We start from the raw sequence: 23577 nt of genomic DNA, 5'->3' as shown, positions 1-23577 counted from the left end.
ATTTATGGAGAAAAGATTAACTACGCTTTTGGCATGCCTGTTCCTGACGATAGGAGTAGCGCTTGCCCAAGTAAAGATGACAGGTACCGTAGTGTCCCAGGATGACGGTGAGCCTGTTATCGGTGCTACTGTGATAGTTCAAGGCACCAAGACTGGAACAACAACCGATATAAACGGTCGGTTTAGTCTGAATGTTCCTGCAGGAAAGAAAATTCAGGTAAGTTACGTCGGAATGATATCCCAGACAGTAACACCGAAGCCGGGAATGAAAATAGTTCTTGCCACGGACGCCAAGACAGTCGGTGAGGTCGTGGTGACAGGTATACAGAAGATGGACAAGCGTTTGTTTACAGGTGCGACGACAAAAGTGGACGCTTCTCAGGCAAAGCTCGACGGTGTGGCCGATGTCAGCCGCGCCCTTGAGGGACGTGCCGCCGGTGTGAGCGTGCAGAACGTGTCGAGCACATTCGGTACCGCACCGAAAATACGTGTGCGTGGTGCAACCTCCATTTACGGCTCTTCAAGCCCATTGTGGGTTGTCGACGGTGTGATAATGGAAGATGCCGTAAGCGTGAGTGCCGATGACCTGTCTTCAGGAGACGCCACAACGCTTATCGCAAACGCCATCGCCGGACTTAACCCCGATGATATCGAAAGCTTCCAGGTGCTTAAGGACGGTTCCGCCACATCTATATATGGTGCGCGCGCGATGGCAGGTGTGGTTGTCATCACGACAAAGAAAGGACGCGCCGGTCACAGCTCAATCAATTACACCGGTGAGTTTACATACCGCCTGAAGCCGAGCTACAGCGAATACAATATCTCTAACTCTCAGGAGCAGATGGGTATATATAAGGAAATGGCGGCAAAGGGATGGCTGGAGTTCTCACAGCTGGCCAACGGCTCGTCGTCAGGTCTCTACGGAAAGATGTACTCGCTTATAGACCAGTATAACCAGAGCAACGGACAGTTCGGCCTGCCTTATACCGAGGCTGCCATGAACGCATACCTGCAGCAGGCCGAGTTCCGCAACACCGACTGGTTCGACCTTCTGTTCAACAACAATATCGTGCAGAACCACTCTGTGAGCATCAGTTCCGGTACGGACAGGTCAAGCATGTATGCGTCGCTCTCTGCAATGTATGACCCGGGATGGACGGCCGACAGCAAGGTGGAGCGCTATACCGCCAACATCAACGCATCATATAATCTCACAAAGAACCTCATGGTGACATTGCGTACCAATGCCAGCTACCGTAATCAGGAAGCTCCCGGTACACTCAACCGTAATGTCGATGTCGTAAGCGGTGCCGTAAGCCGTGATTTCGACATCAACCCGTTCAGCTACGCAATGAACACATCGCGTACACTTGACCCCACGCAGACTTATACAAGAAACTATGCGCCGTTCAATATCTTCAAGGAGCTTGACAACAACTATATAGATATTAACGTAAGCGATATCAAGTTCCAGGGTGAACTTAACTATAAGCCCATTCAGGGACTGGAGATCAACCTGTTGGGATCTTACCGCGTGAACAGCTCAACACGTGAGCACAACATCATGAACAGCTCAAACCAGGCTGAGGCCTACCGTGCGGGAGTGGACAATCCTAATATCATGTACAGTAATACATATCTGTATACCGATCCGGATAAACCAAACTCGCTGCCAATCTCGGTAATGCCTACAGGAGGTATTTACAGACTCAACAAAAACTCTGTCACACAGCTCGACTTCCGCGGTACGGTCAACTATAACCATGTATGGGATGAGACACATATCTTCAGCGCACTTGTGGGTATGGAGGCAAACAAGGCCGACTATGACGCTACGGAACAGAATGTATACGGTGTCGATTATGATATGAGCCGTCTGCAGACACTTACACCGGAGTTCTACAAGCAGGCAAAGGAGGAGGGTACTACTCTCAATTCATTCGCAAAGTCGTGGAACAGGCGTCTGGCATACTTCGGAAACGTGAACTATTCTTATAAAGGACGTTACTCCGGTAACTTCACTGCCCGTTATGACGGCTCAAACCAGCTTGGCAAGAGCAACAGCTCACGCTGGCTGCCCACATGGAACGTGTCATTCGCATGGAACGCACATGAGGAGCCGTTCTTCCAGAAATGGATGCAGAGGACACACGGAGCTTTCTCTCATGCAACATTACGCCTGAGCTATTCTCTCGTGGGCGAGCAGACTACAGCCTCTAACGCATATCCTATTTTCCGCGCGATGAACATCTGGCGTCCGCAGGGCGACCAGCAGGAAACAGGTATAGGACTGTATGAACTTGGAAACTCAGAACTTACGTACGAGAAGAAGCATGAGTTCAACGTCGGTGTTGACCTCGGTTTCCTGAACAACCGCATCAACCTTGTCACAGACTTCTACTGGCGTGACAACTTCGACCTCATGGGATATACATATACAGAGGGTGTGGGCGGTGACCTTCAGAAGTTCGCCAACGTCGCATCGATGCGCTCACACGGTATAGAGGCAACGTTGTCTACACAGAATATCACGACAAAGGATTTCCAGTGGACGACAGACTTCACATTTGCATACAACAAGACAACCATCACCGACCTGCTTTCGCGCAGCCGTGTCATCGACCTCGTTTCCGGTAGCGGTTTCGCACTTGAGGGATATCCTCACCGTGCAATATTCTCAATACCTTTCGTAGGACTTAACGATGAGGGTATTCCGATGATTATCAACGAAAAGAACGAAATCACAACTACAGACATCAACTTCCAGGAGTTCCAGAACATAGGATTCCTTAAATATGAGGGTCCGACCGAGCCGACAACTACCGGAGGTCTGAACAATATGTTCCGTTACAAGAACTGGCGTCTGAACCTCTTCGTCACCTATTCGTTCGGAAACGTGCTCCGTCTTGATCCTGTGTTCTCCGCAGGTTATTCAGACATGAGTGCCATGCCGAAGGAGTTTAAGAACCGTTGGGTTGTGCCGGGTGACGAACACCGCACAAGTATTCCTACAATTGCATCTGTGCGTCAGTATTATAATGATATTTATCTCTCTTACGCATATAACGCGTATAACTACTCTACGGCACGTGTGGCTGACGGCGGTTTCATCCGTTTGAAGAATGTATCTCTTACATACGATGTTCCTGCCACTTTCACAAAGAAACTCGGTCTGAACACTGTCGCATTGAAGCTTGACGCAACGAACCTGTTCCTGCTCTATGCGGACGACAAGCTTAACGGACAGGATCCGGAGTTTGTAAACTCGGGTGGTGTAGCCACTCCTCTTGCCAAGCAGTTTACTTTCACGCTACGTCTTGGCATCTGATAGATTTATATACATTATTTAATAAAAAGAGAATTTTATATGAAATCATTCAAATATATAGCCTTTTCATCAATGGCCTTGGTAATGGGATTGACCTCGTGCAGCGATTTCCTTGACAAGTTGCCTGATGAGCGCACAGAGATAGACTCTCCGAAGAAGATTATAGATCTTCTCAAGACATCATACCCGTCTTCAAGCTTCCAGTGGATTTCAGAGATATCAAGCGACAATCTTATAGACAACAACTGTCCGCATTTGCCATACGATGGAGACGCGGCTCAAAAACTGACCCACTATAATCTTTCTACTTACAGTGGAAACCGTATGGATGAGGAGCTTTTCAAGTTTGAGCCGGCTGTATCTGCAACATATAATACTCAGGACTCACCCGGTGATGTATGGAACAGCTATTATGGTTCTGTCGCTTCTGTAAACCATGCGCTTGAGGCTATAGACCGTCTTGGCGGCACGGATAATGCGGCACTTTCCAATGAGCTGAAAGCCGCCAAGGGTGAGGCCTTGCTTATACGTGCCTACGACCATTTTATCCTGGTGAACGTGTTTTCCCAGGCATATAAGGATGAGCAGGCAAGCAAGAACGATGTAGGTGTGCCGTATGTTACGGAAGTGGAGAATGTGGTGAACAAGCACTATGAGCGCGGCAATGTCGCAGATACATACGCCAAGATAAAGAAAGACCTCGAAGAGGGACTCTCCCTTATATCCGATGTCAACTATCAGATGCCCAAGTGGCACTTCAATGTGAATGCGGCACATGCCTTTGCAGCACGTGTGTATCTCTATACCCATGATTGGGATAAGGTTATAGAGCATGCGGATTCCGTGCTCGGCAAAGATATCGAAAATGTTGGAAGAATGCTTATGGACTATTCCGGCTTCGGTGACTGTTCGACAGGCGAAGACTTTGCCAATGTATGGCAGGATCCTGACGCCAACAACAACCTGATGCTTATATCCACTTACTCTCTTTTGAGCCGCCGTGCATGCGGATACCGCTTCTCCACCAACAGCAATGCTTTGCGTGACATCTATTATCACAGCGGACCTACATGGTCAGGATGGAAAGCTAATCCTACCGGAATCGTCGGTGGTTTTTCTTTTTATCGCGGAGATTCTGAATACGGTTTCTTCCCGTCGAAGATCATAGAACAGTTCCAGTATACAAACAAAGTTTCAGGTATCGGATATGTCCATGGTATAATGCGTGCATTCACTGGTTCGATGCTTATCCTTGAGCGTGCCGAGGCAAAGATAATGAAAGCCGACTATGACGGTGCAATGGAGGATATCATTGCATACGACAAGAGTCGTCAGACGTTCTCTCCGGCAGATAAGCAGCAGTTCCGTATGACGGAGCCGACAAAGGATATCCTTCTGAGATGGTATGGCAGAAGTACTAATCCTAACTGCTTTGCAGACTGGAATTTTACTCAGCAGATAAGTGGAAGTTATGTTGTTCCTGCAGAGGCTGTGCCATATATGAATGCAATCAACGATATGCGTCGTTTTGAAACATGGCTGGAGGGCTTGCGTTTCTTCGACCTCAAGCGCTGGGGCTTTGAGTACACTCATGAGGTAGGTCTCCAGAGTGCCAAATATGTTATCAGGCCCAATGACACACGCTTTGCCATTGAACTTCCATGGGAGGCTTTGTCGGCAGGTATTGAAAGTTCACGTCCGCAGTCTACAGATGAGAATGATATCAAGGACGGTACTGACCTTGAGAAATTTAGAGTTAAATAATTAAAGAGGGAGTATATATTATGAAATTGGAATTAAATATATTGCTTATTGCATCTGCAATGATTGTCGGTTCAGGATTTGTTTCCTGTTCTGACGATGATTTCACGGAAACGATTTTTGATACGACGGAATATCCTCTGGATCGCAGTCTGTATACATTCCCGTTGGATACTTTTGCAAAGAAGAATTTCCTTGAGCCTTATAATCTCAAATATATTTATAAGATGGAGGATATCGGTTCCGACCTGCAGAAGAATCTTGTGCCTGCCGAATATGACAAGTCTGTAGACCTTGCTGTGTTGGCAAAGTATCTCTGGTATGATGTATATGCGAAGATTGCCGGTGAAAAGGAAGTGTTCTTGAAGAAATTCAGTCCGCGTATCATCCATGTGATAGGTTCCGCATCTTACAACACAAGTACCGGTACCGAGACGTTGGGTACAGCCGAGGGCGGTCTTAAGATTACACTTTACAAGGCAAACCGTCTTGATCCGAGTAATCTTGATTTCATGAATGAGTATTTCTTTAAGACCATGCACCATGAGTTTGCGCATATTCTTGACCAGACTTATCTCCGTCCTACCTCTTTCAACACGATTTCAGGTAGTCTTTATAATGCCACAGACTGGGGTAGCAAGCCTGACTCAGTGGCGGCTGCCCAGGGATTTGTCTCTCCCTATGCTTCCATGCAGGCGCGTGAAGACTGGGTTGAGGTGATGGCAAACTATATTGTGAAGGATTCTATTACGTGGGAGCGTCTTCTCAATACGGCTTCCTTCGATTGGGAAGACCGTGAGGATATTGATGAGGCATGGTTTGATAATCTGATAAAACCGGGTGCAGATCGTGATTCCATTGGCTATAGCTATAAAACAACCGGAGGTAAGTTCAAGGTTTACCGTAAAGTGATTGCCCGTGATGCCAACGGCTATGCCTTGTTGGACTCAGACGGAAAGATTCAGTTCCTTGAAGAGGACGGTATTGACGGCCGTGCGATAATCCTGCAGAAACTTGAGATGGTGCGTGAATGGCTGAAGACAGGCTTTAACATCGACCTTGAAGAGATGCGTAAAGAGGTACAGAAGCGCCAGTATGTGACAAATCCTGACGGTAGCTTAATGAAAGATCAATATGGAGATCTTATAAACCGTCTTACATATCCTACTGTTACGGATCCCTCAAAGAGCCTGATGGACTCTCTGCGCAATGAAGTGTATATATACAAGGAATTACAGAAATAATAATTTAGATATATTTTAATATGAACAAAATATTTTCAGTTTCATTATTGCTTGGCCTGACTCTTTCGTTTTCCTCATGTGTGAATGAAGAGGACGATATTTTCGACCAGAGTGCGGCACAGCGCCTGAATGCGGCCAGCGAACTGTATTCAGGGAGACTTATGGCTTCACCTAACGGATGGGCCATGCAGCTTTATCCTACAAAGGAGAATGAGACTCCTTTCGGAAACGGTTATCTGCTTCTGATGAACTTTAATAAGGACCATTCTGTCAGGGTCGGTATGAACAATCTTCTCAGCAATAACGTTTATCGTGAGGATGTGTCATCATGGGATGTCATAACCGATAACGGACCGGTTCTTTCATTCAGCAGCTATAACGACTGTCTGCATGCTTTTTCCGACCCCGAGGATTTACCGTTTACCACAGACCGTAGTGAGGACGAGACCGGAACAGGAATCGGAGGAGACTATGAGTTTGTAATCGTTGATGCTCCTGAAGATGCCAGCTATATGATGTTGAAAGGCAAGAAGCGCGGTACATACAACCTTCTCACCCCGCTTCAGGATAATGTCGATTTTCAGGCATATCTTCAGGATGTGAATGACTTTCAGAATAAAATGTTCAATCCCCAAAGCCCGTCGTTTGACTTGCTTCATGTAGGCGACAGTGTATATCGTTTTGAGGATGCAAGTGCAGGTCTGCCAAGTATATATCCTGTTGATGGAGATAAAGTTTCACAAGGAGGATTTGCCCCGTTCCTTATAACAAAGCGTGCGGATGACTATTATATCCGTTTCCGCGATGAGCTGAAGTTCAACAACATGACTTTGCAGGAATTCCGCTTTGATTCGGAAAATGATATTTTCCGCGGTACGGATAATCCGGAATGTTATATAGAGGGAGATGACCCGTTGCGCTTCTTCAATGATATTATATCTGTGCAGGGAAAAAACTGGCAGTGGAATGAAAACTCTGTGATGTCTGATGAATATTCTGTGATGATAAAGGCTTTGGCTAATGCATTTAGGGCAAAGAACAACACTCTTCAGACTATAGACTTCAGATATCTTGGCAGCCAGCTTTATCTTCGTGTGACATACAGAGGACGTGTCACTTCTTTTGTCGATTACAAATTTGCTGCGGTAAAGGAGGCTGACGGCATGGTGTTTGAGTTTCAGGGATCTGATAAGCCTGCCGGTGATAATATGTTGAATACGTTGCCCGAATTAAGGACAGTAGTGGACAATCTTGCACAGAAGTTTGCGGTGGCAGCGAACGAGACCAAATTCAATTTGTCTACGGTGAAGCTTATATCTGTTGCAAATCCGGAACTTTGGTTTGTTGTGACGTTGAAATAATTTATAAACATTTAAATTTTAAAAGTTATGAAGAAAATTTTACTTACATCTGCAGCCCTTATATTCGCGGCTGCCGGCTTTGCCCAGACAGGTGGAAAAGCTGATGTGACCTCTGTAAGAGAGTTGCCTATGCACATGAGTAAAAAGTCTTTTGCAGATCCTAACGAGCCTGTTATACGTAGGTCTGCGAAGACAGGTACATATTATGTTCCTACGGGCGGTCTCTGGAGCGGATTCGGTCTTGACGGAATGGGCCGTGGGTATTCCTGTTATACAGTGGCTCCGTTTGCCGACTATACGTTTGTCAATATGATGCGGAGTCCTTTAAACGGCAAGTGGTCTATAAACGGCAAAGAAATGGAAGGCGATGCCAACGGAAACTATGTCGGCAACTATTCTCCAGGTGGAACTTTTTATGCTCCTGAGCTTGCAAACGGCAACGACACATGGAATTTCGGTGCCAATAATGTTTTCGGTATGAGACAGAATGCAGCTTTCCTTCAGGGTATTGTATTGACAGACTCTATTTGGTGCCTGTATCCTACCGATGATCATGCATGGTCATTGGATAATGGTCAGTATTATTCAAACACTTACAGTTTCGGTTCTTTGGGATCGCATTTCCTGTATGGTTCCGGAGACTATAATACAGAAGCAATGGAAACAAAGAGCTATGCGGCATCGCAGGCTTATGCGGCATTCACTTCTCCTCTTTATGTAGAGCAGTTTGTCGTGGACGGACTGAGCACTACTCAGCCGATTGCCGAGGGCGACACTCTTTGGGCCTATATCACTTCTGTAGATACTACTATTTCAAAGACTAGCGGTGTGCCAATCTACACAGACGGTGAGGAAATATACGAGACTCTTTTTGCCACACATGTAGATACACTCGATTTTCAGAGCGTGGTTAATTATCAGGGTGTGACTTATTATAAAGGCAAGGTATTGTTCTATAAGAGAACTGTTGACGATTTCGGCAATGAGACCATCGAGCCTTTTGTCATTCCTGCCGGAAGAAACTTCACAGTAACAATAAAGGGTTTCCATAAACCCACTATTGATTTGGGTATTCAGGGACTTGAAATGCCTGAGGAGGACCATGTTGCTGTGAATGGCGTGGTACAGACGTATGATTTCCTGAACGACCAGCCCGGATATGTCACATGGTATACAGGACTGACCATGAAGTGTGCTTTTGTCGGTATGTTTGACGGAGTTGACGTTGTTGAGAACGGTTTCTTCAACAATGAGCCGGCTGATATAAACTATAATGTTCTTAAGATATCTGATGACGGACAGACATGCAGTACATATAAGTATGAAAATACAGATAATGACCTTGGTGGAGCCTTGGTCGGTACGGCAACATATTGGTTTGACGAAATGGACAACTCCAACTATGAAGTGGAAGAGGTTTCAGGTAAAAATGACATTAGCTGGATAACAAATACTATGGTTAGCACTGAGTACTATGAGAGATGGAACGGTTATAACCTCGTTGCTTTCAAGGCCCAGCCTCTTGGCGGTGTTAAGGGTCGCGGTGCTTTGCTTCGTGTAGCAGGCAAGGGCGTAGAGTCTGATTGGCTGTATGTTGTTCAGGGTGACTATACTCCTGAGCAGGTTTATGAAGATTATCTGGCAAATGGCGGTGAAAACGCTATTGAAGGTATAACAGTTGACGGTGCTTCAGAAAATGCTGCAATATACAACCTCAACGGTGTCCGCGTAAGCAAGGATACTAAGGGTATGTTGATTCAGAACGGCAAGAAGTTCATCAACAGATAATTCTTTAGAGAAAATCTTTATTGATTAGATAAGATCAAGAGGGCGCATCCTTTTTGAAATGCGCCCTCTTTTTCACTTTTAATATTATTATAGGAAATTGCAGTTATGAAAGTTTTCAAATTCTTATTTGTCTCAGTTCTTCTTCTTATGACGGGAATGGCGAATGCGCAGAAACTTCCCAAAGCCGTTCTTAAGGATATCAATGGAAAGACCGTTTCCACCGATACTCTTAACAATGGCGGCAAACCGTTTATAATCGACTTTTTTGCAACATGGTGCAAGCCCTGCAACCGTGAGCTTACTGCCATAAGTGAAGTATATGATGAATGGCAGGAGGAAACCGGAGTGAAGCTGTTTGCCGTGAGCATCGACCAGGCACAGAACATCAACAAGGTGAAGCCGCTCGTAGACGGCAACGGATGGGAATATGACGTGCTGCTCGACCCTAACAGTGACTTTAAGCGCGCCCTTGGCATACAGATGATACCATACGTGATTATCTGCGACGGCAAGGGAAACATCGTATACAAGCATAACGGCTATACGGAAGGAGCCGAGCGGGAACTGATAGAGAAAGTGCGTGAGCTGGTGAAATGACCGGCATGCGGTATGCGGCCGGTTATTACCGGTGTCTTAAATATTTAAACAGTATTCATAGTGAAAGCCAACATTTTATATATATCATTGCTATTCCTGTCTGTGACTGCATCTGCGGTCATGGCACAGGATGACAAAATCACACTTTCGGGAAGCATTCAGAGCGATATCCTTTTGCCCGAGGAAGACAACAAGATAAAGACAGACAAGTATAAGGATGACGTTCTTACCAATACTTTCGTCGACCTCAATCTCAACAGCAGGTATGTCGATGCCGGTGCGCGTCTTGAATATCTTGAACATCCGCTGCCCGGGTTTGAGAAAGACTATGCGGGATGGGGGGTGCCCTACATGTACCTGAAAGTGAAACTGAAGGATGTGGACGTGACCGTGGGCAACTTCTATGAGCAGTTCGGCTCAGGATTTATCCTGCGTACATACGAGGAGCGTTCTCTCGGCGTAGACAACTCCTTGCTCGGAGGGCGTATCGTGGCCAAGCCGTTCAAGGGTGTCACTATGAAAGCCCTTTCCGGCCGTCAGCGCAGATATTGGGATTTGAACAAGCCGTGGATAACCGGAGGCGATGTGGAGCTGGGACTTGACGAATGGATAAGGCCGTTGCAGAGCACCGGAACATATATTACCCTTGGAGCGTCATACGTGATGAAACACGAGAGCTCGGAATACAGGCCTGCACCGGAAAAGTTCTACAGGCTCAACCTTCCGGAAAACGTCGAGGCTTACGATTTTCGTGTGCGTCTGCAGAAGGGCGGGTTGAATGTGCTTGCCGAATATGCGAGAAAATCGCAGGATCCGTCCGCCGATAATCATTACATATACCGTAAAGGCTCCGTGGCAATGCTTTCTGCAAGCTATTCAAAGAAAGGAGTCAGCATGCTGCTTCAGGCTAAGCGCAGCGACAACATGTCATTCCGTTCCGAACGCAGCATTACAGGAACATCTTCGTTTATAAACCATCTTCCTGCCTTTACCATGGACCATACATACGCGTTGGCCGCCTTGTATCCGTATGCCACCAAGCCTGACGGTGAATGGGCGTATCAGGCGGAACTGGGGTATAACTTCAAGAAGAATACATTGCTCGGAGGAAAGTACGGTACAAAGGTCAAGGCAAATTTCTCGTATATACGCGCCTTGGACAAGAATTACAGGGCCGGATATACCGAAGGTTCTGATAAGGTAAGTGTGCTTAACGGCACGGACGGTTACGGCTCTGCTTTCTGGAAATGGGGAAATGAACGTTATTATCAGGATTTCAATGTGCAGGTGGAGAAAAAAATGAGCAAGTCGTTCAAGCTGAACCTTATGTATATGAACCAGTTCTACAATAAGACAGCCGTGGAGGGCAAGGGCGGAATGATACACAGCAACATATTCATAGCCGACGGTAAGTATCGTTTCAATAATATGTTCACACTGCGCGGTGAGGCACAATATCTTACTACGGCTGATGATGAGCGTGACTGGGCGTTCGGATTGCTGGAGCTTTCCGTTCTTCCGCATTTCATGATAACCGTATCGGATATGTATAATGTGGGAGTCACCGATATACATTACTATCAGGGATATGTGACTTATACGGCCGGGGCACACCGCCTGCAGATAGGCTATGGCCGTACACGTGCCGGATACAACTGTTCTGGAGGCGTATGCCGCTTTATCCCTGCCACCAAGGGTTTTACCGTTTCATATAATTATAATTTTTAGAAGACACTTCAATGAGGAATATAAATCATTATATATTATCAGCTTTTGCCGCGTTGGCTTTATATTCATGTGCGGATGATGTTAGCGAATCAGACCGCTATATATATGTAGGTCCGGTGGAAGTGAAGCGTGCGGTGCTTATAGAGGACTTTACCGGACAGAACTGTACTTTTTGTCCTTTGGCCACAAACGAGATAAATACCCTTACAGAGAAATATGGCGACAGTGCGGTGATTGCCGTTGCCATACACGGGGGGGCAAACGGTATTGTGGCCGACAGTCGCTATGAGGGACTTGCAACAAAGCTTGCCAATGATGAGTACTACACACGTTGGGGAGTGACAGACCAGCCAATGGGATTGGTAAACCGTGTGGGAGGCCTCAACAAATGGGAGGATTGGGACATAAGCGTGCGTAACGAGCTTCAGAAGGAGTCTGCTCTCACGCTTGAAGTGAGGAATGAGTATGATGTGGAAAATAATACAATAAGGACTTCTGTCACGATATCGGGCACTGATGTGGCGGTGAGCGGAAAACTTCAGTTATGGCTTATCGAAGATAATGTGGTCAGCTATCAGCGCCAGCCTAACGGAAGGCCGGATCTTGCGTATGTGCATAACCATGTTTTCCGTGATGCGGTAAACGGCCCATGGGGCGATGACTTCAGTATAGCACAAGAGAAAAAAGTGTTTGATTACGAATATAAATTGCCGGATAAGTGGAATCCCAATAATATCACGCAGGCTGTTGTCACTCCGCACAATATCTCTGTTGTGGCATTTGTATATAATGACAATGGTGTGCAGCAGGTAACAAAGGCTGCCGTAATTCAGAATCAGGATAAACGGGATTAGATTGTCAACAGATATGTAGGGACATTGTTAAAGAGCCCCTCCGGTTCCTCAAAATAAAGAATAGAAGCTCCTTCGGCTCCCCAGAGGGGGAGAGAGAAAAGCCCCTCCTAACCTCCCCAAAGGGAGGAAAAGGGATAAAAAGTGGAAGCATCAGGCGTGTATGCGATGAAAACGTTCATCCACAATGTAGGGACATGCCTTTGGCATGTGTCAGGCGGTGAACTCCCACATCCCCTGATTTGTTATACATACCATACACACTACTTTGCGATGTAAAGAGATATGGATGTATTAATTAAGTAATGTATAAGGCGATTAATAGTAAAAAAGATAAATGTATATGAAAAGATTTTTCCTTTCTTTTGTGTCGGCCGTATGTATGCTGACATGTGTGAATGCACAGAAAATGGAGTTCCAACTGAATGGAACAAAGGTAGAAGACGGTGCCACTTTGGATTTCAATGCCATTGAAGATGGTATTTTTATTGAAGCAAGCGCAGAAGGGCTTAAGCTCGTGAACCTTTCAGGGGAGAAGTTCAGTGCCATGGCCACATACGAGATGGCAGAAGGATGTGAGAATACTCTCGGTGCGGTGCCTTCTATGTGTATTGGTTCCATGTGCCGTCCCGGTTTTCCGCTGACATTGGATTTTACGGTTGAGACGAAACCTATGGATGTTCAGCTGCATATATATGATATAATGCAGGAAGGCAGTGCAAAGACGAAACTTACTGTTTTTGATGCCGCAAATCAGAGCGAGGCGCATACGATATATGTGAATTTCATCTATAGCAAGGGCGGTTCAGGTGTTGAAGGTGTTTCCTCCGGCCTGTCATTAGCGGCATACGATGTATACGGTATGAACGGGATGCTTATAAGAAAGAATGTTCCACAAAAGGAACTGAGTTCGCTGACACCGGGGCTTTATATCATGAAAGATATGCTTAATGGAAATGTTCGTAAAATGGTTATTAAATAAATAAGGCTTATGAAGAAAATTTTACTACCATTGTTGGCTTTGTTGCTGACGGTAACAAACGTAACGGCTCAAAAGGCTCTTGTAGGTATAAAGGGCAAGATTGACCGCGGTGTTGCGGTAAAAGAGAATCCTGTGATGAATATCTGGCAAAAGAAAGCTCCGGCAAAAACGAGCAGGATTGCCATGGAAGCCGATGAGCGTATTATGGGATATTATACCACAGACGATCTGCCGTCAGCGGCAGAAGGAGTGGGATTTCTAAATAATCCGGGAGCCTATCAGGTTGGGGTTGAGTTTTATGGAGACGTGGTCGCACCCTATGCCGGAGGCTCGATTACAAAAGTGCGGTTCGGACTTTGCAGGCCTATAGGAAAGTCTAAGATAACGGTATTAATGGCTGTAGGAAATACTTTGCAGGAGGTGGCTTCTGTCGACGTGCCGTCTACTGTTGCGGGATGGAATGATGTGACGTTGCCTTCGCCTGTTCCGGTTACAGACGATTCGGATTTTATTATAGCGTTTGACTTCACCCAGCAGGCGGGTGTTTTTCCTTTAGCTATGGACGGTGGCTTTAACAGCAACACCGTAGATGGCGGCAGCATGGTTTATGGAGATCTCGGACAAGGCAAAGGATGGTATACCTTAGGCGGTACGTATGGCAATTTCTGTATTCAGGCTGTGGTAAAGAAAGACATCTTTGCCAAATCCAAGGATGTTATTGTGAGCGACCTTATTGCCAGGAGGTTCATTGCGAATGGCAAGGAGTGTGATGTTGAGTTTAATGTGAAGGGGTCAGGTCCGTTGGCTTCTGCTTATACTATAGACATTGCCGTGGACGGAAATGTTGTGAAGACGCTCGACACTCCGGTCGCACTGTCGTCAAAGGTGCAGGATGTCAGTATATCATTTGAACTTCCCGCGGGAATGGCGAAGGGCAGTCATAAGCTTACGGTGCAGGTGTCTACAATTGAAGGTGAGGCGCCTTTGGCAGACGGCATGTCTGCTGGTGTGCTTGCTCAGGAATTCAAACTGGTTGAGGGGGGGTATCCGCATACTAAGCATCTTGTGGAGCAGTTTACCTCAACATATTGTACTTACTGCCCGTTGGGAACAACTATTCTTAATAAGTTGTCGGCAAAGCGTGACGACATAGCGTTGGTGGCTGTTCATGGAAATATGAACGGTACGGATATATATCGTACGGAAACTACAGACAGTCTTATAATGTTTGAGATGTTTAATGCCGGCGGTTATCCGTCAGCATCGATAAACCGTTATCAGATTCCCGGAGAAAAAGACATCGCCTTCGGCATAGGTATCAATGAGGCATATATGGATCCGTTTGTGGAATATCTTGATTATATAATAGAATGGACAGCCTCTCTTCCTGCCTTTGCTTCTGTGGATATATCCTCATCATTTGACCCGGAGACAAGAACCGCCAATATAAATGTTTCTGGCGAGGCTCTTCCTGATTTCAAGAATTGGGTCGGTGAGGATGCAAGGCTTACTGTGTTCGTGGTTGAGGACGGTCTTGTGGCAAGGCAGTTGAACAACGGACGCTGGATAACGAACTATACCCATAATAACGTATTGCGCAGAGGCGGTTCGAGCGTTTATGGAGATGCAATAAACTGGACAGGAGACAATAAATATGAGAACAGCTATTCATTTAAGCTTGATGAGGGATGGAAAGTTGAGAATATTAGAATTGTTGCAACCATCGGCCGTCCGATGATGTTGAATATACTTTCACAGACGTCTTACGAGATGTCACCGATAGATGATGCCTGGGTCAACAACTGCAATGAAGTGAAGCTTGGCGGAAATACCGCTTCTGTTTCAGGTCCGGCGGTTGGTGATAAGGTCGCTGTGGAAACAGCACGTTACAATATTAACGGACAGCGGATCAGCGGTGCGCAGGAAGGCCTGAATATTATCAAGATGTCTGACGGAACAACGAAAAAAGTTATTGTGAGGTAATATATCTGCGGTTCAGTACGGATATTTTGTTATATAGTTAATGGAGGTGTTGCAAAAACGGATAAAAACGGCAATGTTCATCCAATATGTCGGACATCGCTTTTTATTAGTGTTTGCAACACCTCCTTTTTAATATCATTGTCTATGAAACAGTTTTTTATTGCAGCTTCGGTGATGCTGGCAGCATCATTCTTTATCACGGGATGTGACGATGATGATTTCTCAATCAACAGGAAAGAGATAATGTTGCATGCCGGTGAAACGTATCAGCTGAGTGCCAATGAAGCGGCCACATGGGCTATAGGCAACAATTTCATTGCCTCTATATCCTCTGGAGGACTTGTCACCGGCAATCATGTCGGTACTACTGTCGCCAAGGCTGTCAGCGGCTCGGAAGTGGCTTATTGCGGTGTGGTGGTAACAGCACGGTATAACACGTTTAGCGAACCGATACTCAATGCTTCGTATAACATAAATATGGTGAAAAAGGCCGAACGCAGGAGGCTGATTTCCGCTACCAACACTACGGCTACATTTGAGGGCGGAAAGAAGAATGTAAACTATCTGAAGTATCATTTCAGTCCTGCTGGAGGCCGTATGGACAGTATCCAGGTGGAGATTGAGCATAATGGAGCCTCGGAAGTGTATACAGAGGTGTCCGGTTTCCTTGAGGAACGTTATCAGGAGGTGGAATTGTCAGAGCCTGTAAGCGGAATACGATGGTTCGCATCCGGAGCTTCATCTGACGACACTCAAAGCAGTTTTACGGTTAAATATGTGAGGAACATGCCATCAAAGGGCAATTGCTCGCTTATCACATACGTGTTATAGATATTTATAAAGCATTTCCAAACTTACAGGAAATGCTTTATTTGTTTTCAATTCTTTATTAGTTTTCTTTGAAGTCGACATATTCTCCGTCATCGGCAGAGAATATCTTGCGTCCGGCATGTTTCGTATCACGTGTGTCTATAAGTGTTTCACCGTTTCCGGTTGTCCATGACGCTTTGTCTTGTGAGTTACGGCTGTCGTGGCCGAAGCCTTCAGACGTGAATGGGGAACCGGGATTGCCGTGCGTCATTTTCCTGAACATCCTTATGCCCTTGAAAATGAGACTGAACACAATAACCATTACCACCGCAATGATTACTATGAAAATCACCAACAGGAAAAGCAGGCCTTTTAGCATGATAAGAGATTTGTTTGTTTAGCCTTGTGCGGAAGACCGGTTGCCATTGAATCTTGAAGAAAAGACGGAAAGTATCACATATAATGCCATAATGACGGCAAACCCGCTCATGCGGAATATGAGCAGCAATGGAACGCATAATATTACGAATGTATATTTCAGTCCGTTGCCTCTCCATTCCCAATGTTTGAATTTAAGTGCAAACATCGGTATTTCGGCAATGAGAGTAATACTTGTTGTCAGTATAAGTATTATGATTCCAAGCGGGATATAAGGCGAGGACGCCAGAAAGTTCTGTTCTCCCGTTATCAGTGATGCCCAAAACAAAGCATTGGCAGGTGTAGGCAGGCCGATAAAGCTTGTGGTCTGACGTTCGTCAAGATTGAACTTTGCCAGTCTCAGAGCCGAGAATGCGGCAATTACGAATGCCGTATATGGCAGGATATGGCTGACGGATGATAATGTATCGGGATATTCAAGGGTGGAAAGCAGGCAGAATACCATTGCGGACGGAGCTACTCCAAACGTGACCACATCAGCAAGAGAGTCAAGCTCCTTGCCTATTGGCGATGATACTCCCAGGATACGGGCGCTCATTCCGTCGAAGAAGTCAAACACGGCTCCGACAACGATAAAAAGGAAAGCCAAATCATAGTTGCCGGCAAAGGCGTATGAAACCGCTATACATCCTGAAAAGAGATTGCAGCATGTGATTGTATTGGGAATATGCTTGGTTATGCTGTTTGCCATTGTCATTTAAGTTTTGCAATTACAGTCTGGTCTCCGGTGGTGGTCTGTCCCATCTTTACACATATCTCGGTGCCTAACGGCAGATAAACATCGACGCGTGAGCCCAGTTTTATAAATCCCAGATGCTCGTCGATATAGCATTCTTCCTCAGGTTTGGCGTATGTCACGATACGGCGTGCTACAGCACCGGCTATCTGCCTGCAGAGGATATCCTCACCCTCGGGTGTGGTTATCATCACATCTGCGTGCTCGTTCTCCTCACTGGCTTTAGGCAGCCAAGCCTTATGGTAGTTGCCGTCGCGATGGTTTACGAATTTCACCTTGCCGTCAACCGGGAACCAGTTTGCATGCACGTTAAAAAGGCTCATGAAAATGGAAACCATTATCCTGCGGTCATGGAAATACTCGTTTTCCTCCACTTCCTCTATAACTACAACCTTGCCGTCGGCCGGAGCGACGACCGTCCGTGCGGTGTCACCGTTGAAGTAGCGTATAGGGCAACGGTAGAAATTAAGCACAATAAGCCATGCGGAACCGAATACAACGGTGAATATCCAAAACGCTATCTTTGTGTCTTCCATCGTCCATAGGAGAGACGCGATGGCCACAAGAGCAATCAATGTGCATAAAAGTGTGTTGGTTCCTTCGCGATGGATTCTTATTTTTTTCAGCTTTCTGAGTCTTTTTCCCATTTGGTAATCTATGTGATTGTTTTTAGTATTATTTGCAAAGGTACGTTTTTTTTGCTATTCTGACAAACTTTTATCATTATTCTTTTGGAGATGTCAGGCAATAGACGTAACTTTACGCCTCAAAATCCCGGAAAAGATTATATTCGATGGAAGATTTCGTACATTTACATGTTCATACATATTACTCTATACTCGACGGTCAGTCGAGTATTTCCAAGCTTGTCGACAAGGCTGTAGGAAACGGAATGAAGGGTATGGCTATAACCGATCACGGTGATATGTTCGGCATAAAGGAGTTTTTTGATTATTGTAATAAAATAAACGGAAAACTGCGTGATGAGGGCAAGGATCCTTTCAAACCCATATTCGGGTGTGAGATGTACGTGGCACGCCATAGGAAGGAAGACAAGGTGATGGAGCATGGCGACCGCAGCGGCTATCATCTTGTGGTGTTGGCCAAGAATTATAACGGATATAAAAATCTTATCAAGCTTGTCTCGAATGCGTGGATAGACGGTTTTTATATGCGTCCACGTACAGACAGGGCGGACCTTGAGAAATATCATGAAGACCTTATTGTATGTTCGGCGTGCATAGCCGGTGAGGTGCCTGCAAAAATCCTTAAGGGAGACATTGCCGGAGCGCGTGAGGCTTTGGAATGGTATAAGGGGGTTTTTGGTGATGACTATTATCTCGAGCTTCAGAGACATGAGGTTAAGGATCCCAAGGTGAGGGCCAACCGCGAGACTTTCCCTTTGCAACAACAGGCAAATAAAGTGATAATGGAGCTTGCCGCGGAGTATGGCGTGAAGCTGGTATGTACAAATGACGCTCATTTTGTTGATCAGGAGAATGCCGAGGCTCATGACCATTTGCTCTGTCTGTCGACAGGCAAGGACCTTGATGACCCTACAAGGATGCTCTATTCCAAGCAGGAGTGGTTCAAGACCCGTGAGGAAATGAACGAGGTGTTTGCCGATGTGCCGGAGGCTCTGGCAAACACAGTCGGGATATTGGACAAAGTGGAGTTCTACGACATAGAGCATGCGCCTATAATGCCGTTCTTTCCTATTCCGGAATCGTTCGGAACGGAAGAGCAATGGCGTGAGAGATTCACGGAAGAAGACCTGTTCTTGGAATTTACTTCAGATGAGAACGGTGAGAATACCTTGCCGCGTGTCGAGGGAGAGAAGAAAATAAATAAGCTTGGAGGCATTGACAAGCTTTACCGTATAAAATTCGAGGCCGACTATCTTGCCAAACTTGCGTACGAAGGAGCGGAGAAACTTTATCCCACACCGTTGTCGGATGAGGTGAGCGAGCGTATTAAGTTTGAGTTGCATATCATGAAGACCATGGGATTTCCCGGATACTTTCTCATTGTGCAGGACTTTATAAATTCCGCGCGTGACGAACTTGGAGTTATGGTCGGCCCTGGTCGTGGTTCTGCCGCAGGTTCAGTGGTGGCCTACTGTCTGGGTATTACAAAGATAGACCCGATACAGTATGATCTTCTGTTTGAGCGTTTCTTGAATCCCGACCGTATATCGCTTCCTGATATCGATACCGACTTTGACGATGACGGACGCGGAAAGGTGCTTGAATGGGTGGAGGACAAATACGGGCATGAGAACTGTGCGCATATCATTACATACGGTACCATGGCCACGAAGAACTCTATAAAAGATGTGGCCCGTGTGGAAAAACTTCCGCTTGAGACGGCAAACCGTCTGTGTAAGCTTATTCCCGATAAGTTGCCCGACGGTCTGAAAATGAACCTCAACAATGCCATAAAGTGTATACCCGAGCTCAGGGAAGCGGAGGCAAGTGCGGATGAGAAGCTGCATAACACCATGTCGTATGCGAAGATGCTTGAGGGTACCGTGCGCGGCACAGGTATCCATGCCTGTGGTTTTATCATCTGCCGTGATCCTATAAGCGATTGGGTGCCTGTTTCGGTTGCGGAGGATAAGAACGAGCCGGGGCACAAGCTGCACTGTACACAGTATGACGGCCACGTGATAGAGTCGACCGGCCTTATCAAGATGGACTTTCTCGGACTGAAGACATTGTCGATACTAAAGGAGGCGGTGGAGAACATACGTATAACAACGGGAAAGGTCATAGATCTCGACACAATACCGATAGATGATCCCACAACATACAGGCTTTACGCCGAAGGCCGTACAATCGGAACATTCCAGTTCGAGTCGCCAGGCATGCAGAAATATTTGCGTGAACTGCAGCCTACGGTGTTTGAAGACATAATAGCCATGAATGCCCTTTACCGGCCCGGACCTATGGATTATATTCCTTCGTTTATTGCCCGTAAGAACGGTAAGGAAGAAATAAAATATGACATACCGTGTATGGAGAAATATCTTAAGGATACTTACGGTATCACGGTATATCAGGAGCAGGTGATGCTTTTGTCGCGTCAGCTTGCCAACTTTACCCGTGGCGAGAGTGATGCCTTGCGTAAGGCCATGGGTAAGAAAAAGAAGGCTATTGTAGATGCGATGAAGCCTAAGTTTATAGAAGGCGGAAAGAGTAACGGCCATAATCCGGCGGTGCTTGAGAAGATATGGTCGGATTGGGAGAAGTTCGCTTCGTATGCTTTCAATAAAAGTCATGCCACATGTTATTCTTGGGTCGCCTATCAGACAGCGTATCTTAAAGCCCATCATCCTGCGGAATATATGGCGGCCGTTATGAGCCGCAACCTTGACAATATAACTGAAATAACGAAGCTGATGGACGAATGCCGTTCGATGGGCATACCTACACTCGGTCCTGATGTGAATGAGAGTTACAAGAAGTTCAGTGCCAATCACAAAGGGGAAATCCGTTTCGGAATAAGTGCCATAAAAGGCGTGGGCGGTGCGGCGGCAGACGCCATAATAGCGGAGCGTGAGGCTAACGGGCCGTTTAAGAATATCTTTGATTTCATACAGAGAGTAAATCTCAGCGCTGTCAACCGTAAATGTGTGGAGTCGTTGGTGCTTAGCGGTGGTTTCGATGAGTTTCGTGAGATGAAGCGTGAGGATTATTTTGCAGCCAATCCAAAAGGCGAGGTCTTTCTTGACACGCTTGTGCGTTATGGCCAGATGTATCAGGCAGAGTTGTCACAGATGCGCAATTCTCTGTTTGGAGGAGAAAATGAAGTGGAGATTGCCACGCCTCCGATATTCAGCGGAGAGCGGTGGAGCGACATAGAGCGTCTTAACAGGGAACGCGAGCTTGTGGGTATCTATCTTTCGGCACATCCTCTCGATGAATATAAGATTGTGCTTGATAATCTGTGCAACACTCATTGTCAGGAGATTTCAGACAAGGAGAATCTTCAGGGCCGTGAGGATATCACCATAGGCGGAATAGTGACGGGAATAAAGTCAAAGTTCACAAAAACCGGAAAACCATGCGGATTTGTCACAATAGAGGATTTTGAAGGCAGCGGTGAACTGGCTCTGTTCGGTGAGGAGTGGGGCCAATGGAAGGGCATGTTCACGGAAGGCAGCGCAGTGTATATAACGGCAAAGTGCCAGCAGCGTTTCCGTGACAGCAATTTCTATGATCTGAGGATTACAAGTATAGAATATCTTCAGACTATAAAGGAAAAATCCATTGACCGCATAACAATCTCGCTTGACACCGCAGAGCTTAATGAACAGCAGGTCACTGAACTTAATGAGATTATACGCGACAATCCCGGTACGACAAAACTGTTTTTTCAGATATATGATTCAGGGCGCAAGAATCACGTCCTTCTCAGGAGCGCGAAGTATACTGTGGATGTTAAACGTAATCTGATAAGCTATATAGAGCAATGTCCGTCAATGGAATATAGGATAAACTGACGTAATGGCATGGGCATGTCCGTGATTGCGGCATGGTATTGTTTAAGAGCGTGTTTTCAATAAACGCTTCGCCTCGGTGTAATCAAAATGAATTTTGCTTACGAGTTCGGCTTGCTGTTTGTTTTAATAAATGTGATATCCGGCATATAAGTATCCGGCAATGCTTAAAATTCACTCTTTTTGAATCTTTTTGTCACGAAGGGTTATATAAGTTACTTATATTTAACCATTTCATTTTGGTTGAGGATAAATAATCCCGTATCTTTGCAATATATATAGGATGATGCATGTATGCCATTTGCTGAAAGTAGGGGCATATTGTCGGTTGATTTAAAATCCGACAAGATAGTGTGGCATGGTCCTTGCATTAAGAATAAACACGAGTGTAAAACAAAAAAACAACAGAACAATGGAAGTAACAATAACAAACGAGAATTTTGAGACTCTGAAAAACGGCGAACTGCCGGTGGTAGTGGATTTTTGGGCGACATGGTGTGGCCCGTGCCGTGCGATAGCTCCTATAATAAGCGAGCTTGCAGAAGAATATGACGGAAAGATCGCTGTAGGAAAGTGTGATGTGGAGGAAGCCGACGATATTGCCGCGGCTTATGGCATACGAAATATTCCTACACTGCTTTTCTTTAAGAACGGTGAGGTTGTAGACAAGCTTGTCGGTGCTGCTTCAAAGGCAAAGATTGATGAGAAATTCAAGGCACTTCTGTGATTATGGCAAGTCTTGATGAAGAGCTTCGCCTTGATGCGGAAGAGAATGCGCGTGAGGCGAAGTATATAATGGACAGCCTTCCCGCCGACCTTAAGGACAAGTTTGACATAGATGAGATTTATTATTTCATGGATGCCATACTCGATTATTACTTCACCAGTGGAGTATTGGACGCACAGCCTGATGACGAGGGCTTTGTGGACATCGATATACAGAAGGTTGCGGATTATGTATGCGGCAAGGCGTCCGAAGAAGGCCGCGGAACATACAGTCCTGACGAGCTCTTCTTCGTTGCTCAGGCTGATATGGATTTTCAGGAGCAGAACTTAGAATGAAATTATTCTGACACCGTCCTCTTGTTCGGAGATTGTCACTTTAGTGGCGTCTTGGGGCAAGAGGTCTTCTATCAGTTCTGGCCATTCCAAGAAACACAGCGCTCCGCAGTAGAAATAATCCTCGTATCCCATGTCGTAGACTTCCTCCACTTTCTTTATGCGGTAGAAGTCAAAGTGATATATGAGTTCGTCAGTCGTTTCCGACCTGTATTCGTTTACAATTGCAAACGTGGGGGATGTGATTACATCCTCGACTCCAAGTTCCTCACAAACGGCTTTTATGAATGTGGTCTTTCCTGCACCCATCTTTCCGTAGAATGCAAATACATTGCTTTCTCCCATATTGGCAACAAACTGTTTTGCCGCCTCACGGATACTTTCCAAGTTGTTTATTTTGATTTCCATAA

18 protein-coding genes are annotated in these 23577 nt (G+C 45.9%); 14 read left to right on the top strand and 4 right to left on the bottom strand.

Annotated elements, in window-relative coordinates; genetic code table 11:
• Positions 1–4 precede the first annotated feature (4 nt).
• From HPS56_RS06000 to HPS56_RS05950, 11 genes are all read left to right on the top strand, one after another.
• Entirely contained in the window at positions 5–3328 is a 3324-nt protein-coding gene (locus tag HPS56_RS06000) for a SusC/RagA family TonB-linked outer membrane protein (protein WP_172275254.1), read from the top strand.
• A gap of 39 nt (positions 3329–3367) precedes the next feature.
• The gene (locus HPS56_RS05995; RefSeq protein WP_172275253.1) at positions 3368–5092 is read left to right on the top strand and encodes a RagB/SusD family nutrient uptake outer membrane protein; all 1725 of its coding nucleotides are present in this window, start codon (positions 3368–3370) and stop codon (positions 5090–5092) included.
• A 20-nt stretch (positions 5093–5112) separates the two neighbouring features.
• On the top strand, positions 5113–6333 hold the full coding sequence (locus HPS56_RS05990; protein WP_172275252.1) for a substrate import-associated zinc metallohydrolase lipoprotein: 1221 nt from the start codon (positions 5113–5115) through the stop codon (positions 6331–6333).
• A 20-nt stretch (positions 6334–6353) separates the two neighbouring features.
• The gene (locus HPS56_RS05985; RefSeq protein ID WP_172275251.1) at positions 6354–7694 is read left to right on the top strand and encodes a DUF4302 domain-containing protein; all 1341 of its coding nucleotides are present in this window, start codon (positions 6354–6356) and stop codon (positions 7692–7694) included.
• A 27-nt stretch (positions 7695–7721) separates the two neighbouring features.
• Positions 7722–9482: a hypothetical protein gene (locus HPS56_RS05980; protein WP_172275250.1), complete on the top strand. Its 1761-nt coding sequence runs from the start codon at positions 7722–7724 to the stop codon at positions 9480–9482.
• A 105-nt stretch (positions 9483–9587) separates the two neighbouring features.
• Positions 9588–10079 carry a TlpA family protein disulfide reductase gene (locus HPS56_RS05975; protein WP_172275249.1) on the top strand — a complete coding sequence of 164 codons (492 nt, stop codon included), beginning with the start codon at positions 9588–9590 and terminating at the stop codon, positions 10077–10079.
• 120 nt (positions 10080–10199) lie between these two features.
• A complete protein-coding gene (locus tag HPS56_RS05970) occupies positions 10200–11807 on the top strand; it encodes a DUF6029 family protein (RefSeq protein WP_216655763.1) in 1608 nt (535 codons plus the stop codon).
• Positions 11808–11818: 11 nt separating this feature from the next.
• The gene (locus tag HPS56_RS05965) at positions 11819–12661 is read left to right on the top strand and encodes an Omp28 family outer membrane lipoprotein (RefSeq protein WP_172275248.1); all 843 of its coding nucleotides are present in this window, start codon (positions 11819–11821) and stop codon (positions 12659–12661) included.
• A 340-nt stretch (positions 12662–13001) separates the two neighbouring features.
• Positions 13002–13640, top strand: a complete 639-nt coding sequence (locus HPS56_RS05960) for a hypothetical protein (RefSeq protein ID WP_172275247.1) — start codon at positions 13002–13004, stop codon at positions 13638–13640.
• 9 nt (positions 13641–13649) lie between these two features.
• A complete protein-coding gene (locus tag HPS56_RS05955; protein ID WP_172275246.1) occupies positions 13650–15623 on the top strand; it encodes an Omp28-related outer membrane protein in 1974 nt (657 codons plus the stop codon).
• 144 nt (positions 15624–15767) lie between these two features.
• Positions 15768–16454 (top strand): Ig-like domain-containing protein, encoded by a 687-nt coding sequence (locus tag HPS56_RS05950; protein ID WP_172275245.1) that lies wholly within the window; start codon positions 15768–15770, stop codon positions 16452–16454.
• A gap of 58 nt (positions 16455–16512) precedes the next feature.
• On the opposite strand, the gene HPS56_RS05945 is transcribed toward HPS56_RS05950, so the two are convergent.
• Genes HPS56_RS05945 through HPS56_RS05935 form a run of 3 tightly spaced genes read right to left on the bottom strand, consistent with a single transcriptional unit; the run spans position 16513 to position 18254 of the window.
• Positions 16513–16812 (bottom strand): DUF4834 family protein, encoded by a 300-nt coding sequence (locus HPS56_RS05945; protein ID WP_172275244.1) that lies wholly within the window; start codon positions 16810–16812, stop codon positions 16513–16515.
• Between the two features lie 18 nt (positions 16813–16830).
• Positions 16831–17562 (bottom strand): CDP-diacylglycerol--serine O-phosphatidyltransferase, encoded by a 732-nt coding sequence (gene pssA / locus HPS56_RS05940; protein ID WP_172275243.1) that lies wholly within the window; start codon positions 17560–17562, stop codon positions 16831–16833.
• A gap of 2 nt (positions 17563–17564) precedes the next feature.
• A complete protein-coding gene (locus tag HPS56_RS05935) occupies positions 17565–18254 on the bottom strand; it encodes a phosphatidylserine decarboxylase family protein (RefSeq protein ID WP_172275242.1) in 690 nt (229 codons plus the stop codon).
• Between the two features lie 146 nt (positions 18255–18400).
• Between HPS56_RS05935 and dnaE the strand changes: the two genes are divergently transcribed.
• The 3 genes from dnaE to HPS56_RS05920 all read left to right on the top strand — a co-directional run bounded on the left by dnaE (position 18401) and on the right by HPS56_RS05920 (position 23170).
• Positions 18401–22111: a DNA polymerase III subunit alpha gene (dnaE, locus tag HPS56_RS05930; protein WP_172275241.1), complete on the top strand. Its 3711-nt coding sequence runs from the start codon at positions 18401–18403 to the stop codon at positions 22109–22111.
• A gap of 409 nt (positions 22112–22520) precedes the next feature.
• A complete protein-coding gene (gene trxA / locus HPS56_RS05925) occupies positions 22521–22835 on the top strand; it encodes a thioredoxin (RefSeq protein WP_172275240.1) in 315 nt (104 codons plus the stop codon).
• Between the two features lie 2 nt (positions 22836–22837).
• Positions 22838–23170, top strand: a complete 333-nt coding sequence (locus tag HPS56_RS05920) for a hypothetical protein (protein WP_172275239.1) — start codon at positions 22838–22840, stop codon at positions 23168–23170.
• On the opposite strand, the gene tsaE is transcribed toward HPS56_RS05920, so the two are convergent.
• Positions 23162–23575 carry a tRNA (adenosine(37)-N6)-threonylcarbamoyltransferase complex ATPase subunit type 1 TsaE gene (tsaE, locus tag HPS56_RS05915; RefSeq protein ID WP_172275238.1) on the bottom strand — a complete coding sequence of 138 codons (414 nt, stop codon included), beginning with the start codon at positions 23573–23575 and terminating at the stop codon, positions 23162–23164. The genes HPS56_RS05920 and tsaE overlap by 9 nt on opposite strands.
• Positions 23576–23577: the final 2 nt, after the last annotated feature.

It is taken from the genome of Xylanibacter muris (assembly GCF_013166605.1).
In the GTDB taxonomy this organism is placed as follows: domain Bacteria; phylum Bacteroidota; class Bacteroidia; order Bacteroidales; family Bacteroidaceae; genus Prevotella; species Prevotella muris.
The sequence above is the reverse complement of the archived record's forward strand: the minus strand, read 5'-3'. Positions and strand labels throughout refer to the sequence as shown.